Raw genomic sequence first — 14,396 nt, 5'->3', positions numbered from 1 at the left:
GATGAATTCGGTCCCCGGCTTCTGCACCGCAAAGATTGAGGACGGTATTTTGGGCGACGGCAAGCACACACCCGCCGGGAGAAAAAACCGCCGTAAACCCACCAGATCTTCCGCGCGCAACGACCGCTCCGGCGGCAACAAGACACAGCGCAAACAGGCGGCAGATACTGGTGCGACTTCGGACAACAGCAGCAATATCGACAGCGAGGGCTTCCGCCCGAATGTTGGCATCATTGTTCTGAATGCGCGCGGCCAGGCTCTCTGGGCTCGCAGGGTGGGCGGCAAGGACGCATGGCAGTTTCCGCAGGGCGGCATCAATCCGGGCGAATCCCCGGAGCAGGCACTGTACCGGGAGCTGTATGAAGAGATCGGTCTGACCCGCAGCCAGGTCACCATGCTGGGCTGCACCCGCGGCTGGCTGCGCTACCGCCTGCCGCAACGCTTGGTGCGGCGCCGCTCGGAGCCGCTGTGTATCGGGCAAAAGCAAAAGTGGTTTTTGCTGCAGATCAACGCGGACGAAAGCAATATCAGCTTTAACAACGGTTACAAACCGGAGTTCGATCATTGGCGATGGGTGAGTTACTGGCACCCGTTGACCAAAGTGGTGACCTTCAAACGCGAGGTCTACCGGCGCGCCCTTACGGAGCTGGCGCCCACACAAATACAATTGGAAAGACGCTGGCTGAAGCGCGACCAGTAACCCTGCCGCCGCGGCGCCCCAAGGATAAGTGGGCTCCGCGCGAACGCGCGAGCCAGCGATGGAGACGGCCCAGACCGACTCCACAATACGGCGAGGAAAGCCATTTTGCTCGGATCATTACGCAGTATCGTTCAGCAAGTTAATACCGCCCGGGACTTGCCTTCAGCACTGGACATTATCGTCCGCCGTGTACGCGACGCTATGAAAACGCGCGTTTGCTCCGTGTATCTGCGCGATAAACACTCTGGCAACTACGTACTAATGGCCACCGAGGGCCTGAATCAAGACGCGGTCGGCCAGGTGCATATGGCGCCCGGCGAGGGCCTAGTGGGCAACGTGGCCACCCGCGAGGAGCCAATTAACCTGGAGCACGCGGAAGCACACCCGGCGTTCCAGTACTTCCCCGCGACCGGCGAGGAGCGTTTCTCCGCCTTCCTCGGCACTCCCATCATCCACCACCGCTCTGTTCTCGGCGTACTCGTGGTACAGCAGGCCGAACGCCGTCGCTTTGACGAGGGCGAAGAAGCGTTTCTTGTCACCCTGTCCGCGCAGCTCGCCGGTGTTATCGCCCATGCTGAAGCCACTGGTGCCCTCGCCACCATGGGACAGCAGCGCAACGAGGCAAAATTCAGCGGTCTTGCTGCCTCCCCGGGTATTGCCATTGGCCGCGCCCATATCGTCGCACCACCAGCCAACCTGGCAACCGTACCCTTCGCCTGCGCCATGGATGTGGATGCGGAGCTGGCGCTGTTCCAGCAGGCGCTATCTGCGGCCCGCAGCGAAATCCGCGAGGTCGGGGAGCGCCTCAAAGGGGAGCTGAACAAGGAAGAGCGGGCGCTGTTCGATGCCTACATCAGCATGCTCGACGACAGCTCCATCGCAGTCGAGGTGTGCGAGCGTATTCGCCAGAAGCTGACCGCCAGCCGCGCCTGGGCGGAAGTAATGCTGGAGCATGTGCGACGCTTTGAGGCCATGTCCGATTCTTATTTTCGCGACCGCGCCGCCGATGTGCGCGATCTGGGGGCGCGAGTTTTGATGCACCTGCGCCAGCAAGAGCAGAGTCAACGCGACTACCCCAACAACACGGTACTGATCGGCGAAGAGCTGACCGCCTCGGTGCTTGCGGACGTACCCAGAGAGAAGCTCGCCGGGCTGGTGTCGGTGAAAGGCTCCGCCAACAGTCACGTGGCAATTCTCGCCCGCGCCATGGGTGTACCCGCCGTGATGGGGGCACAGGAACTACCCTGGGAACAAATCGATGGCGTAGACATGATTGTCGACGGCTACCGCGGCAGCCTGCACCTGCAACCGGGCTCCGAGCTGCGCCGTCACTACGAGGTCATCGTCGCCGAAGAGCGGGAGCTGGCGCGCAACCTGGATCACCTGGCACAACTGCCGGGAGAAACCGCCGACGGCCACCGGATACGCCTGTGGGTAAACACAGGCCTGATGGCCGATGTTGTGCGCTCGCTGGAGCGCGGCGCCGAGGGTGTCGGCCTGTACCGCACCGAGGTGCCATTCCTGTTGCGGGATCGCTTCCCCTCCGAAGAAGAGCAGCGCGAGATTTACCGCGAGCAGCTAGAGGCCTTCGCCCCGCGTCCGGTGACCATGCGCACCCTGGATATAGGCGGCGACAAGGCCCTCACCTACTTCCCTATCGAGGAAACCAACCCCTTCCTCGGCTGGCGCGGTATCCGTGTGACGCTGGACCACCCGGAAATTTTCCTCGGCCAGGTGCGCGCCATGATGAAGGCCAGCCTCGGGCTGGATAACCTGCGCATCATGCTGCCCATGGTGACCGGGATCAGCGAAGTAGAAGCGGCGCGCAAACTGGTGGACCGCGCTTACGATGAGCTGCTCGACGAGGGCTACGCCATCAAGCGGCCCCCACTGGGCATCATGATTGAAGTCCCCTCGGCGGTTTATCAGGCACGCGAGCTGTCCAAGCGGGTCGACTTTATGTCAGTGGGCAGTAACGACTTAACCCAGTACCTGCTGGCGGTGGACCGCAACAATAGCCGGGTGGCGAGCATCTATCACAGCTTGCACCCCTCGGTATTGCAGGCGCTGCTGCAAGTGGTTACCGCGTGCCACGAGACCAGTACCAAGGTGGGTATTTGTGGTGAGCTGGCGGGGTCACCCGGCGGCGCGCTGCTATTGGTCGCCATGGGCTACGACGTGCTGTCGATGAACGCTACCAACTTGCCACGGGTAAAGGCCGCCCTGCGCGAGGTCAACAAGTCCGACCTGGATCGCTTGCTGCAGCAGGTACTGAAAATGGAGAGCCCGGAGCAGATCGAAGAAAAGCTCCAAGGCTATTTACAAGATCTTGGCATTGGTGGATTGATGCAGCCTCAGCAGACGGAAACCAGCTCCGACTCCTGACCTGCTCTGCCCTTGAAAAGGCTAGCGAACAGGACAAACAAAAACGCCGGGCAATGCCCGGCGTTTTCACATCAGCGAACAGGCGATTAGCCCTCTTCGCTTTCTGCCTTATATGCATCCGCATCCAGCAGCTTTTCCAACTCGCCTTCGTCGCTGGGCTTCACTTTAAAGAACCAGCCATCGTCGTACGGACTGGAGTTGACCGTCTCGGGCTCGTCTTCCAGTGCTTCATTGATCGCCACAACCTCACCGGAAATCGGCGCGTAGATATCGCTGGCCGCTTTCACAGACTCGACCACACCCGCTTCTTCGCCGGCAGACAGGGTCTGGCCAACTTCCGGAGTTTCTACGTAGACCACATCACCCAGTGCTTCCTGGGCATGATCGCTAATACCGACGGTGACAGTGCCGTCTTCTTCCAACCGCGCCCATTCGTGGCTGGAGGCGTACTTCAGTTCGTTGCGAATTTCGCTCATGGGTTCTTCCCTCAAATAAGCTCAAAAAAAGCGATAAACAGTGTATTCATCAAATATTGCATCGGCGCCCGGCGCGCTTAAACCAGCGGCTTGCCGTTGCGCACAAAACTCGGTTTCACGACCCGCACTGGAACCAGCTTTTTGCGGATTTCTACCTGCGCGGTGTCACCAACACTCACCGGTACGCGGGCCATAGCGATTGAGAAGCCCAGAGTGGGTGAGAAAGTTCCGCTGGTGATGATACCGCGGCGATCGGAATCGTCCACCACAACCTTCTGCCCAGCGCGCAAAACACCGCGACCGTCCAGCACCAGGCCAACCAGTTTGTGTTCCACGCCCGCTGCCTTTTCCTGCGCCAGGGCTTCACGGCCGATAAACTCGCGGCCTTCCGGATCCCACACAATGGTCCAGGCCATGTTGGCCTGCAGCGGTGAGGTATCGTCATCCATCTCGTTGCCGTAGAGGTTCATACCGGCCTCAAGACGCAGGGTATCCCGTGCACCGAGGCCGCAGGGAGCAACACCCGCGTCCGCCAACGCCTGCCAAAAGCCCGGCGCATCGTCGTTATTGAGCATGATTTCAAGACCATCCTCACCGGTGTAGCCGGTACGGGCGATAAACCAGTCACCACGGGCAAAACTGTTAAATACCTTCAGGCCAGAGATGGCTGCGGTCCAGTCAATCCCCATCACTTCCTTTACTTTCTCGATTGCCTGCGGCCCCTGGATAGCTACCATCGCCAGATGCGGGCGCTCTGTCAGGGTGACGTCAAACGCCTTGGCCTGCTCATTCATCCACGCCAGATCTTTTTCCCGGGTGGCGCAATTAACCACCACACGATAACCGGGATCACGCAGGTACACGATCAGATCGTCCACCACCCCACCCTGAGGATTGAGCATGCCGGTGTAGAGAGCCTTACCCGGGTTTCCGTCCAGCTTGGCCACATCATTGGCGAGCAGCGTACGCAGATAGTCGCGGGCACCAGCACCATCTACGTCTACGACGGTCATGTGGGAGACATCAAACATACCCGCGTCCTGACGCACCTTGTGGTGCTCTTCCAGCTGCGAGCCATAGTGCAGCGGCATGTCCCAGCCACCAAAATCCACCAATTTGCCGCCCATGGCGACGTGGGCATCGTAGAGCGCGGTTTTATTTCCCATTCTGTGCAGAATCCCCAATCGAGTGTTTGCCTTGCAAATGACTGCCTGCTGGCCTCGGGAACCCCCCGGCGGCGGCACCACTTCCCGAAAGGACTGGCGCGGGCAATCAATAAAGCGGCGTATTCTACCGGCGGCAGAGCGATAGATACCAGATGCCAATACTCTGCAAAGACTAGCAGCCGCAGTGAAAAATATTATTGGCCAAGCCCTGTGGAGGGTATTGCCAAGAGCCTGAGTCCGCTGGAGCCTTTGTTCATCAGTGAAAAGGCCGGCAGCCAGGATGAGAGCACCACCACAATCAACAGCGCGCTATATAAATATGCGAAAAAAGAACTTTTGGTGCTAAGTCGTTTGCAGTAGTTTTACCCGTCATTTGATTAGAAAAACACGTCCCTGCTATGGATTGGTCTGGCTGGTTTTCCCTTTTTCTTGTGTTTGCCGTATTGGCTACCCTTATCTTCACCCGCGTGCACGCGTATCTGGTGATGATGGCGGCGCTCACCCTGTTGAGTGTCAGCGGTATCCTTACCCCCATCGAGGCCCTATCCGGATTCAGCAATAGCGGCCTGATCACCGTAGCTGCCATGTTCGTCGTCGCCACCGGCATCCACGCCTCCGGTGGTATCGATATGCTGGTGAAACACGTGCTTGGACGCCCGAAAGGCACGCGCTCTGCCATGCTGCGCGTGTTTGCACCGGTGGTGGCGCTTTCCGGCTATTTGAACAATACCCCGGTGGTTGCCACCATGATTCCGGCCCTGAACGCCTGGGCCAAGCGTATTGATATTGCGCCATCCAAACTGATGATCCCGCTCAGCTATGGCGCCATCCTCGGCGGCACCCTCACCCTGATCGGCACCAGCACCAACCTGGTGGTTAACGGCCAGTACCAGGCAATCACCGGCAACGAGGGCTTCTCGCTGTTTTCCATCGCCGCGGTGGGGCTGCCGGCTGCGCTGGTTGGCGTGGCCTTTATGCTGATCTTTTTCCCCCGCTGGCTGCCGGATCGCCGCGAAAAAACCCCATTCGGTAACTTGCGTGAATTCACACTGGAAGTTGCGATCGATGGCAACGGACCACTGGTAGGCCAGACGGTGGAGGATGCGGGTCTGCGGGGACTGCGCCGGGTATACCTGGTAGAAATTGAACGGGACAACCATGTAATTACCCCGGTGCGTTCGGAGGAAAAGCTCCGCGGCGGCGACCGCCTGGTATTTGCCGGTGATACCGAGGCCATTTCCGACCTGCTGCGTATGCGCGGTATCGTTCCTTCCGATCACGATCACGAAGAGGCCGCACTGGAAACCGGTTTCGAAGAGCGCCGGCTGGTGGAAGTGGTGGTTTCCCCCCACTGCGAGGTGGTCGGCACCAGCATCCGCGATGCCCAGTTTCGCAAGCGTTACGGCGCCGCCGTGCTGGCAGTAGCGAGGCAGGGGGAGCGGGTGTCCGGCAACCTGGGTAGCACCAAGTTGATGGCCGGTGACACGCTGCTACTGGAGGCCCGTCCGGGCTTTGTGTTGCGCCAGCGCTACAGCAAAGACTTCCTGCTGATCAACGATCTGGAAGCGGAAAGCCCCCGGCATGAAAAAGGACTCACCGCCTGGCTGATCCTGATCGCCATCGTATTGGCGGCAGGCTCGGGCCTGATCAGCATGCTGAACGCTTCTCTGCTCGGCGCCGGTGCCATGCTGATCACCCGCTGCTGCTCGGTAAATCAGGCACAAAAAAGTCTAGATTTACCGGTATTGATCACCATTGCCGCTTCCTTCGCCCTCGGCGTCGCACTGCAGAAAACCGGCGTCGCCGCGGTACTGGCGGAGGGGGTAATTTCGCTATCTTACGGTCACCCCTGGCTGATGCTAATTCTGGTATACCTGTGCGTATCCCTGCTTACAGAAATGGTGACCAATAATGCGGCGGCCATCATCATGGTGCCCATCGTGTTGCAGATTACCGCCAGCGCCGGCCTGAACCCGGAACCTTTTATGTTTGCCGTGATGATGGCGGCTTCTGCCAGTTTCGCCACGCCACTGGGCTACCAGACCAACCTGATGGTTTACGGCCCGGGAGGTTATCGCTTCTCCGACTATCTGAAGGTCGGCATCCCCATGAACCTGCTGGTGGGCACGGTAACCATCATTATTTTGCTGACCAACTGGAACTTGGTATTGGGTTAAGAAGACGGCTACTTGCCGTCTTCCTTCCCTGCTGTATTTTCCTCACCTGCGGGCCCCTCTTTTTTATCCAGCAGCTCATCCACATCGGACTTCACCTGCTCGCGAAGCTTGTCCTGCGGGTCCGGGCCCTGTTGTTGCCGGCTCGCACCTTCATCCACGCGCAGGCCATGTCGCTTGGCACGGATACGCCACAGGCGCTTCGCCACCTCCTGGCGGTCAGGGGTTTTATCCGCTTCATCGACAATCTCTTCACCCAGCAGGGTCTCGAGAATATCTTCCAGGGCCACCAGCCCCTCGAGGCTACCGTACTCATCCACCACCGCACTTATCTGCACCCGTCGCGACAGCATCTTGTGGAACACCTGATAGATGGCCGCGGTCTCCGGCACCATCAACAAATCCCGGCGCAGACTGCGCAGCGGGGTATCACCTTCGTCTCGCGCATAGGCCAATAGCAGGTCCTGCTTGAGCACAAAGCCCACCACAAAATCCGCATCATCCTGTTCATACACAGGGATACGGGAGAAGCGGCTCTTCTCTACCTGTTCGTAAGCTTCCGCTACCGTCATATCTTGGGAAAGGGAAAACACTACGGTACGCGGCGTCATAACCTCACGCACAGTGTGATCGCGCAGGGTAAAAAACAAGTTGTGCAAGATGCTGGACTCTTGTCGCTCCAGCTGCCCTTCCGCCTCACCAATTTCCGCCATTACCGCAAACTCTTCGCGGCTGAAACCAGTCAATGTGGTGCCATGTGCCAACCCTTTGGTAAGCCACTCGGAGAGCCACACAAACGGCTTCAGTAGAATCACCAGATAACGCAGCACGTAAGCCGTGGTAGGCGCCAGCTGACGCCAGTACAGCGCACCAAGGGTTTTCGGGATAATTTCAGAGAACACCAGAATCAGCAGGGTGAGAATCGCCGAGGCAATACCCAGATATTGGTTGCCGAATACCGCCGCCGCCTGGGCACCAGCACCTGCCGCACCCACCGTATGGGCAACGGTGTTCAAGGTAAGAATGGCCGCGAGGGGCGCGTTGATATCGTCTTTCAGCTGCCCCAGCAATTTACCGGAACGGTGCCCCTCCCGCTCTAGCAGGCGGATATAAGGACGGGTCACACTGAGAATTACCGACTCCGCAATGGAGCACAGAAAAGAGAATCCCAGCGCGACAAGAACATAAACAATCAGTAATAACATAAGCGATCAGAAGGACTTTCGGCTTGTATTTGTTTGGGCGCTTTGTGATTGCGCGGGCGTTGCAAAATACCGCTGCGCGCCACCGCCCAGACAAAACAGTATCCCAAGCAAAAGGCCCGCGGCAAATCCCCCTGCGTGCGCCGCATTAGCAATACCGCCGGGGATAAAATAATCCACTAACCCGGTCATACACACTAGCAACCACACCACCGCCAACCAGATTAAAGCCGCAGGCACATCGCGCCACTGGGGCTGCCAGCGCTGGATTACCAGCGCCGCACCGATCAGGGCATAAACCACTCCGGACATGCCGCCAAATAAATTACCGGGTGACCAGGCATACTGAGCAATATTGGCCACCGGCGCACTGATCAGTACCAGCAATGCAAACCACAGTGATCCCGCACGCGCCTCCAGCGAACGTCCGACAATCCATATACCCAGACTGTTAAACAGTGCATGCGGAATCGAGAAGTGCACCATCGCCGGCGTCCACAGCCGCCAAAATTCGCCCTGGGACAACTGCTGGCTCAATATCGAACCCGGCAAATCAAAGTCACCCTGCTGCTCCGGATAAATCACCAGGGGCTCGGCCCAGCCCTGGCGCAGTAAAAACCAACCGATAAAACACAGGGCGATCAACAACAGGGATACCGGCGTCTGCTGCAGCGGCCACTGTGGGATCGCCGATACTGGTTCGACGCTTTCGGCTCGCTCCGTTTTTTCCGCGCGGGCCTCGGTCGCAGGTTGCGCGGCCGCACCATCTACTTCACTACTGCCATTTACTTTATCGGTTTCACCCTGCGCTTCAGAAGAGTCGTGGACCTGCACCTCAACCCGAGCCAGGTCCACACTACCTTCCTGCCAGCGGGCGAATAGATCACGCAACGGTTCCACCAACTGTGGCACCAGACTGGCGACCACCTGTGCATTGTTTTCTTCACTGATACGCACAGGCAACTCGTGGCGGCGAATAAATTCCGCGAGCGGAGAAAGGTCTCTGCCCAGAGGGAACTCACAGATGGTAATCCACTGATTCAAACGGCAATCCTTATTCAATCAACTTGCATTTAGACCCAATAAAAAACGCGGCTAATTTGCCGCGTTTCATTGTTGTGCTCCATGCTTTGGTGCAAATCTTAAACCGACATTGCGCGCATAATAATACGCTTTTTCAGCATCGGGCTGGCGTCGACCATACTGAGCCCGGTATTGCGCAGCCAGCGCCACTGCAAATCGCCCGCACCAAACAGGGATTTAAATGCACTCATGGCCTTGAGGGTCGATGCATTTTCACCGCGACGACGACGCTGGTAGCGCGACAGCACCGACACATGTGCAGGGGAAATGCCCCGCTTCAGGGCGCGCTCGACTTCTTCCGTCAGCACCTGCGCATCCATCAGCCCGAGGTTGGCACCCTGCCCCGCCAGTGGATGAATACTGTGTGCGGCATCGCCAATCAGTGCGGCACCCGGGCCGAAATAAGACTCGGCGTGGCGCGCGCGCAGCGCAAAAGAAAAGCGCTCACTCACCGACTCAATACTACCCAGGCGACTTTCAATAGCCTTCTCGAGATTTAGCGCAAACGCTTTATCGTCCAGCATCACCAGCTCGCGAGCGAGATCGTCGTCCGCAGACCAAACCACCGCACAGTGCTTATCATCACCCAGGCCCGCAAGCGGCAACATCGCCACCGGACCGGTATCCAGGAAACGTTGCCAGGCAGTGTACTGATGAGACTGTTCACAGCGCGCCACACAGACCAGCGCGGTCTGGCGATAGTCCACGTCCCGCGTACGGATACGCAGCAGGTCACGCACACGCGACCGAGCACCGTCAGCACCAACCAACAAGCGCGTGGTGTACACCGGGGACTGCTCATCTAGACCATCGATCATTTCTCGATTGGGGCTGCGCGCCTGTAAGTGCCACAAGCCGCAATCCCGCCACCAGCTTTCCAATTTAAAGCCAGTTTCCATACTTACGTTAGGCAACTCTTCAATACGCGCGCGCAACGCCGCCAGGATCACATTGTTTTCAACGATGTGCCCCAGATTGGGCAATTTCACATCCCGACAGTCGAAATAGACCGAGCCGGTGCCCTCCGCATCCCACACCCGCATCTGGGTGTATGGGCATTCACGCTCGCCTTCAATCCGCTGCCAGGCGCCGGTCTCTTCCAGGAGATTGCGGGAAGCTTCGGTCAATGCCACTACCCGTGCATCGTAGGCATCCGGGCGTACCGGTTGCTCCACGCTTGATGCCTCCAACAGCGAAATGCGCAATTGCGGGCAGCGCACAGCAAGCAGGGCCGCCTGCGCCATCCCCACCATACCGCCACCAACGATGGTCACGTCCATTCGCTGTCTGTTCATAGGCAGTGTGTCTCCGGGCAAGAAATTGTGAGAGGAGTAGGCGATCCGATCCATTGCCGAAGCGCCGCAGAAATCCGAACTGTTATAGTGTGCTTATCGTGCAATCCCAGCGGCTTGCCGGGCAAAAGCGGCCCGCGTGGTCGGAGCCAGAGCCAGTCCCAGCAAGCCCAACTGGCGCAAACCGCTGACCAACAGGTTGCGGGAGGCAAATAGTGACGGGACCTTGTCGCTGAAACCGATGGTGAGCATCTGGTCCTGTTGGCGCTCACGCCAAAAATGCTGCATTAATTCTAGCTCGCCGGGGCCACTTTGCGCGAAATTCGCGTCTTTTTCCGCCATTTCCCGCCCGATAATACGTGCCAGGGTTTCGCAGTCGCGCAAAGTGAGATTGAACCCCTGCCCCGCCACCGGATGCAGAAAGTGCGCGCTATTGCCCACCAGTGCCACCCCGCGGCGCACCTGTTCCCGCGCCAACGACAGTGTCAGCGGATAACTGTGCACCTTGCCCGCACGCACGATGCGCCCCGCGCGCCAGCCAAAGCTATCCTGCAAACGCTGTAAAAACTCGGCTTCGGGCAGGCCTGCAAGTTCCTGCTCACTGCCGTTTTCACAAGTCCAAACCAGCGCTGCGCGGTGCACCCCGTCGCGCTTGGGCAACGGCAGCAAGGCCATGGGACCGCGGTCGGTAAAGCGCTCATAGGCCACCCCGGCATGATCACGCTGCAACCCCACAGTGGTCACCAGCGCATGCTGCTGGTAATCGACTTTCTCGGTGGCAATACCCAACTGGCGGCACAACGCGGAATCCGCGCCATCAGCCACCACCAGCAGGCGGGTATCCAGCTTGGTAACCTGCGTATCACATTGCACCTCTAGGTGAGCCCCCTGAAGATGCATCTCCACTTTCGCAACTTCGGCGGGCGCCCACACATCTACCGCGGATTCTGCCAGGGCGCGATACAACATCGGCCCCAGGGCCGCGTTTTCCACAACCGCGCCGAGCATGCCAGCAAAGCTCGCATCCGCTTCCCGCTGCGCCTGCAAACTGGCGCCAAGGCTGTGACCGCGATCAGACACCTGAACCCGGCGGATCGGTGCAGCGTACTTCTGCAACTCAGGCCACAACCCCAGCTCGTCAAAAATCCGTAGGCTACCCGCAGCAATCGCGGTGGCACGGGTATCGAAGCTGGGTAATTTGAGCTCGTCGGCTTCGATAGCAATCGACTGGCGCTCGAGCAAAGTAACTTTGAGTCCCGGGCAATGGTGGGCCAACAGCAGTGCCAGACTGGCCCCGGCCATGCCACCACCGACAATGGCAACGTCGGTCATTTGCTTGTCGACCATTTGTTTGCCGGTCATAGCAGGGCCTCCTGAATCAAATCACCGGCGCTCATAAGGTGTTCGATATCGGCAATGGATTTTGGCGCACCCGCAGACAAAATTTTGCAGCCCTCTTTCGTCAGCGCTACGTCGTCTTCAATGCGAATACCGATGCCGCGGAATTTTTCCGCCACCGACGTTTCCTCCGCACCGATGTAAATACCGGGCTCCACCGTCATCGCCATCCCGACTTCCAGCTGTCGCCACTGCCCGTGCACCTTGTAGTCACCCACATCGTGCACGTCCATGCCCAGCCAGTGGCCGACTCTATGCATATAAAATTTCCGGTAAGCACCGGACTCAATCAGCCCGTCAATATCGCCCTGCAACAGCCCCAGGTCTTTTAGTCCCTGCACAATAACTTCAACGCTGGCGAGGTGCGGCTGATCCCAATCATGTCCAGGGCGAATTTCTTCAATCGCCGCCTCCTGGCTGGCGAGCACAATCTCATATACGGCTTTTTGCGGGCCACTGAAACGGCCACTGACGGGAATGGTGCGGGTAATATCGGCGGCATAGCCGCGATACTCACAGCCCGCATCAATCAATACCAGGTCGTCTTTTTTCAGCTGCGCATTATTGGCGATGTAATGCATGATCAAGGCGTTGCAACCGCCGCCCACAATGCTCGGATAGGCTGGCTCCCGCGCGCCCCCGGTGGCAAAGGTATGCAGTAATTCTGCTTCCAGCTGGTACTCGTAGATTCCAGGGCGACAAACCTGCATCGCACGGCGATGCCCTGCCGCGCTGATCTCTGCCGCGCGCGCCATCAGGCGAATCTCCGCAGCGCTTTTGAACAGGCGCAAATCGTGCAGCAGCGGGTCGAGGCTCACCATCTGCGGCGCGCCGCTGCTGCCGGGCGCCTCATCGATTCCCTGCAGATAGGCCTGCAGTCGCCGATCCAGCTGTGGATAACGCCCCATGGTGTAACAAATAAATTCCCGCCCCTCGAGCAGGCCGGGAAGAATATCGTCGAGATCGCCGATCGGGAACGCATCGCACAGGCCGCAGCTCTCCGCCGCCCGCTCCGGCCCAAGGCGCGGGCCATCCCACATTTCCTTGTCTGCATCGCGCTCGCGACAGAACAACACGGACTCGCCCTGCGCACGCCCCGGCGCAATGACCAGCAGGGATTCCGGCTCACTAAAACCACTCAGGTAGAGAAAATCACTGTCCTGGCGAAACGGGAAGTAGGTATCGCGGGAGCGCAGCTGTTCCCGTGCAGCAGGCACAATGGCGACACTGTTTTCCGGCAACGCATCCACCAAACGCTGGCGGCGGCGGGCGTATTCGGCTTTTGAGATATTCATTGACGATGCGACAGGCCAGATATCAATGCAAAGTGGGGCCGGCAGGCTTTTGCGACGCCGCTGCAGAGTCACCCTGAGCGGCATCGTTACATTCAACAAAAATATTCAGCGCGCCCATGCGCACATACTCCTGCACTTCGAACAGCTGGCGTTCCTGCTCGGAATCATTTTCCATGCCTTCGGCATCCAGCTGGGCAATTTCCGCCATATCTTTCAATGCCTCGCTGCTGGTCGGCAAAAGTTCGCCTGTGTACTTGCCGATACCAAAGCCGTGCAGAAAACCCTCGCACCACAGGCACAACGTCTGGCCACGCTCCGCCAGTTCATCGCTATCACTGAGCAGCGGCTCAAACGAAAAATCCTTTTCGGAAAAATCGTCGAGACTTTTCTTCGCCAGCGCCTGTACATCATTATTCAGTTCAGCCGGTACCGCTTCCAGACCGAGAAACTCACCGGCCTCCTTCTGCCAGCGCCCCGCATCAGGGCGGCTCCCGGCGGCGAGCAATCCGCAGATAAACCCGTGCAGCTCACTCGGGCCTACCTTGCCTCCCGCCGCAACGATCTGATTGGCCAGGTCATCAAACGACATTTTTTTTGCGGACATACTTTCTCCAAAAACAAACTCGTTACGCGTGGGCCTGCGGCTACCACAAAGCGGGTGCGCCAGAGCGAGCACGACAATCCTTTCACTTCCCGTCTCGCGCGCTTGGCCACGGCAGAGCCCGGAAAGCAAAAAATTTGCGCTAGCGCCGGGAATTGACCAGCCGCACGTGAAATAATCTTCGATGGAAAATCAAATGTGCGAATAAATCGCCAATGTGGCGAAATAATAGCTAATTCACTACCCCGACGGACAATCGTGCGGGCATACAGCTATTGCAGGTAATTGACCCTAAAATATACCGGCAATATAGTAGCGGAATACCCCGGCTTGCGCAGGTCATTGGAGCAGGCGGCGCACACGATACGCAGGAATTATGGACAAAGTACAGGCGTTAGAACTCAAGCTGGATACGCTGATACAACAGTATCAGCAGCTGGCGGCCGACAATCAGGCCCTGCGCGAGCAGGAAGGCCTGTGGCAACAAGAGCGCCAACGGCTAATTAAGAACAATGAAATTGCCCGCAGCCGTGTTGAAACCATTATCAACCGCCTGAAGGGCATTAACCCTGACCGCTGAAACCAGATTCGAAATACTGGCAGCAAGAGTCAAATCGCCCGAGC

At 58.4% G+C, this 14,396-nt stretch carries 12 protein-coding genes; 4 read left to right on the top strand and 8 right to left on the bottom strand.

All coding sequences use genetic code 11. The annotated features are described in order from the left end of the window. The first annotated feature begins 196 nt into the window (after positions 1-196). Both Mag101_RS02385 and ptsP read left to right on the top strand, forming a co-directional pair. Positions 197-700 (top strand): RNA pyrophosphohydrolase, encoded by a 504-nt coding sequence (locus Mag101_RS02385; protein ID WP_198040148.1) that lies wholly within the window; start codon positions 197-199, stop codon positions 698-700. A 105-nt stretch (positions 701-805) separates the two neighbouring features. Beyond that, complete coding sequence (gene ptsP / locus Mag101_RS02380; protein ID WP_077400275.1) at positions 806-3,085, top strand: phosphoenolpyruvate--protein phosphotransferase; 2,280 nt, start codon at positions 806-808, stop codon at positions 3,083-3,085. 86 nt (positions 3,086-3,171) lie between these two features. Here ptsP and gcvH read toward each other — a convergent pair whose 3' ends face one another. Both gcvH and gcvT read right to left on the bottom strand, forming a co-directional pair. After that, positions 3,172-3,561: a glycine cleavage system protein GcvH gene (gene gcvH, locus Mag101_RS02375; RefSeq protein ID WP_077400271.1), complete on the bottom strand. Its 390-nt coding sequence runs from the start codon at positions 3,559-3,561 to the stop codon at positions 3,172-3,174. A gap of 77 nt (positions 3,562-3,638) precedes the next feature. After that, positions 3,639-4,727: a glycine cleavage system aminomethyltransferase GcvT gene (gene gcvT, locus Mag101_RS02370; protein ID WP_077400268.1), complete on the bottom strand. Its 1,089-nt coding sequence runs from the start codon at positions 4,725-4,727 to the stop codon at positions 3,639-3,641. 443 nt (positions 4,728-5,170) lie between these two features. Between gcvT and Mag101_RS02365 the strand changes: the two genes are divergently transcribed. After that, entirely contained in the window at positions 5,171-6,904 is a 1,734-nt protein-coding gene (locus Mag101_RS02365; protein WP_232325104.1) for an SLC13 family permease, read from the top strand. A gap of 8 nt (positions 6,905-6,912) precedes the next feature. Here Mag101_RS02365 and Mag101_RS02360 read toward each other — a convergent pair whose 3' ends face one another. The 6 genes from Mag101_RS02360 to Mag101_RS02335 all read right to left on the bottom strand — a co-directional run bounded on the left by Mag101_RS02360 (position 6,913) and on the right by Mag101_RS02335 (position 13,775). Then, positions 6,913-8,106, bottom strand: a complete 1,194-nt coding sequence (locus tag Mag101_RS02360) for a hemolysin family protein (protein ID WP_077400262.1) — start codon at positions 8,104-8,106, stop codon at positions 6,913-6,915. 6 nt (positions 8,107-8,112) lie between these two features. Further along, entirely contained in the window at positions 8,113-9,147 is a 1,035-nt protein-coding gene (locus Mag101_RS02355) for a rhomboid family intramembrane serine protease (protein ID WP_077400259.1), read from the bottom strand. Positions 9,148-9,245: 98 nt separating this feature from the next. Beyond that, on the bottom strand, positions 9,246-10,481 hold the full coding sequence (locus tag Mag101_RS02350; protein WP_232325103.1) for a UbiH/UbiF/VisC/COQ6 family ubiquinone biosynthesis hydroxylase: 1,236 nt from the start codon (positions 10,479-10,481) through the stop codon (positions 9,246-9,248). Positions 10,482-10,574: 93 nt separating this feature from the next. After that, positions 10,575-11,840 carry a 2-octaprenyl-6-methoxyphenyl hydroxylase gene (gene ubiH / locus Mag101_RS02345; RefSeq protein ID WP_077400253.1) on the bottom strand — a complete coding sequence of 422 codons (1,266 nt, stop codon included), beginning with the start codon at positions 11,838-11,840 and terminating at the stop codon, positions 10,575-10,577. After that, a complete protein-coding gene (pepP, locus tag Mag101_RS02340) occupies positions 11,837-13,171 on the bottom strand; it encodes a Xaa-Pro aminopeptidase (protein WP_077400250.1) in 1,335 nt (444 codons plus the stop codon). Before pepP ends, ubiH begins: the two co-directional genes overlap by 4 nt. A 22-nt stretch (positions 13,172-13,193) precedes the next feature. Further along, positions 13,194-13,775 (bottom strand): UPF0149 family protein, encoded by a 582-nt coding sequence (locus Mag101_RS02335; RefSeq protein WP_077400247.1) that lies wholly within the window; start codon positions 13,773-13,775, stop codon positions 13,194-13,196. Between the two features lie 373 nt (positions 13,776-14,148). On the opposite strand from Mag101_RS02335, the gene Mag101_RS02330 reads away from it, so the two are divergent. Then, complete coding sequence (locus Mag101_RS02330; RefSeq protein ID WP_077400244.1) at positions 14,149-14,352, top strand: TIGR02449 family protein; 204 nt, start codon at positions 14,149-14,151, stop codon at positions 14,350-14,352. Positions 14,353-14,396 lie beyond the last annotated feature (44 nt).

Source organism: Microbulbifer agarilyticus, assembly GCF_001999945.1.
Classification (GTDB): Bacteria; Pseudomonadota; Gammaproteobacteria; order Pseudomonadales; family Cellvibrionaceae; genus Microbulbifer; species Microbulbifer agarilyticus_A.
Note: the sequence above shows the minus strand (reverse complement) of the source record. Positions and strands in the feature narration are given on the sequence as shown.

What these genes read in the sequence shown, in the direction of transcription:
- gcvH (WP_077400271.1), bottom strand. Translation starts at nt 3,561, where the DNA reads ATGAGCGAAATTCGCAACGAACTGAAGTACGCCTCCAGCCACGAATGG.
- gcvT (WP_077400268.1), bottom strand. Translation starts at nt 4,727, where the DNA reads ATGGGAAATAAAACCGCGCTCTACGATGCCCACGTCGCCATGGGCGGC.
- Mag101_RS02360 (WP_077400262.1), bottom strand. Translation starts at nt 8,106, where the DNA reads ATGTTATTACTGATTGTTTATGTTCTTGTCGCGCTGGGATTCTCTTTT.
- Mag101_RS02350 (WP_232325103.1), bottom strand. Translation starts at nt 10,481, where the DNA reads ATGAACAGACAGCGAATGGACGTGACCATCGTTGGTGGCGGTATGGTG.
- ubiH (WP_077400253.1), bottom strand. Translation starts at nt 11,840, where the DNA reads ATGACCGGCAAACAAATGGTCGACAAGCAAATGACCGACGTTGCCATT.
- pepP (WP_077400250.1), bottom strand. Translation starts at nt 13,171, where the DNA reads ATGAATATCTCAAAAGCCGAATACGCCCGCCGCCGCCAGCGTTTGGTG.
- Mag101_RS02335 (WP_077400247.1), bottom strand. Translation starts at nt 13,775, where the DNA reads ATGTCCGCAAAAAAAATGTCGTTTGATGACCTGGCCAATCAGATCGTT.
- Mag101_RS02330 (WP_077400244.1), top strand. Translation starts at nt 14,149, where the DNA reads ATGGACAAAGTACAGGCGTTAGAACTCAAGCTGGATACGCTGATACAA.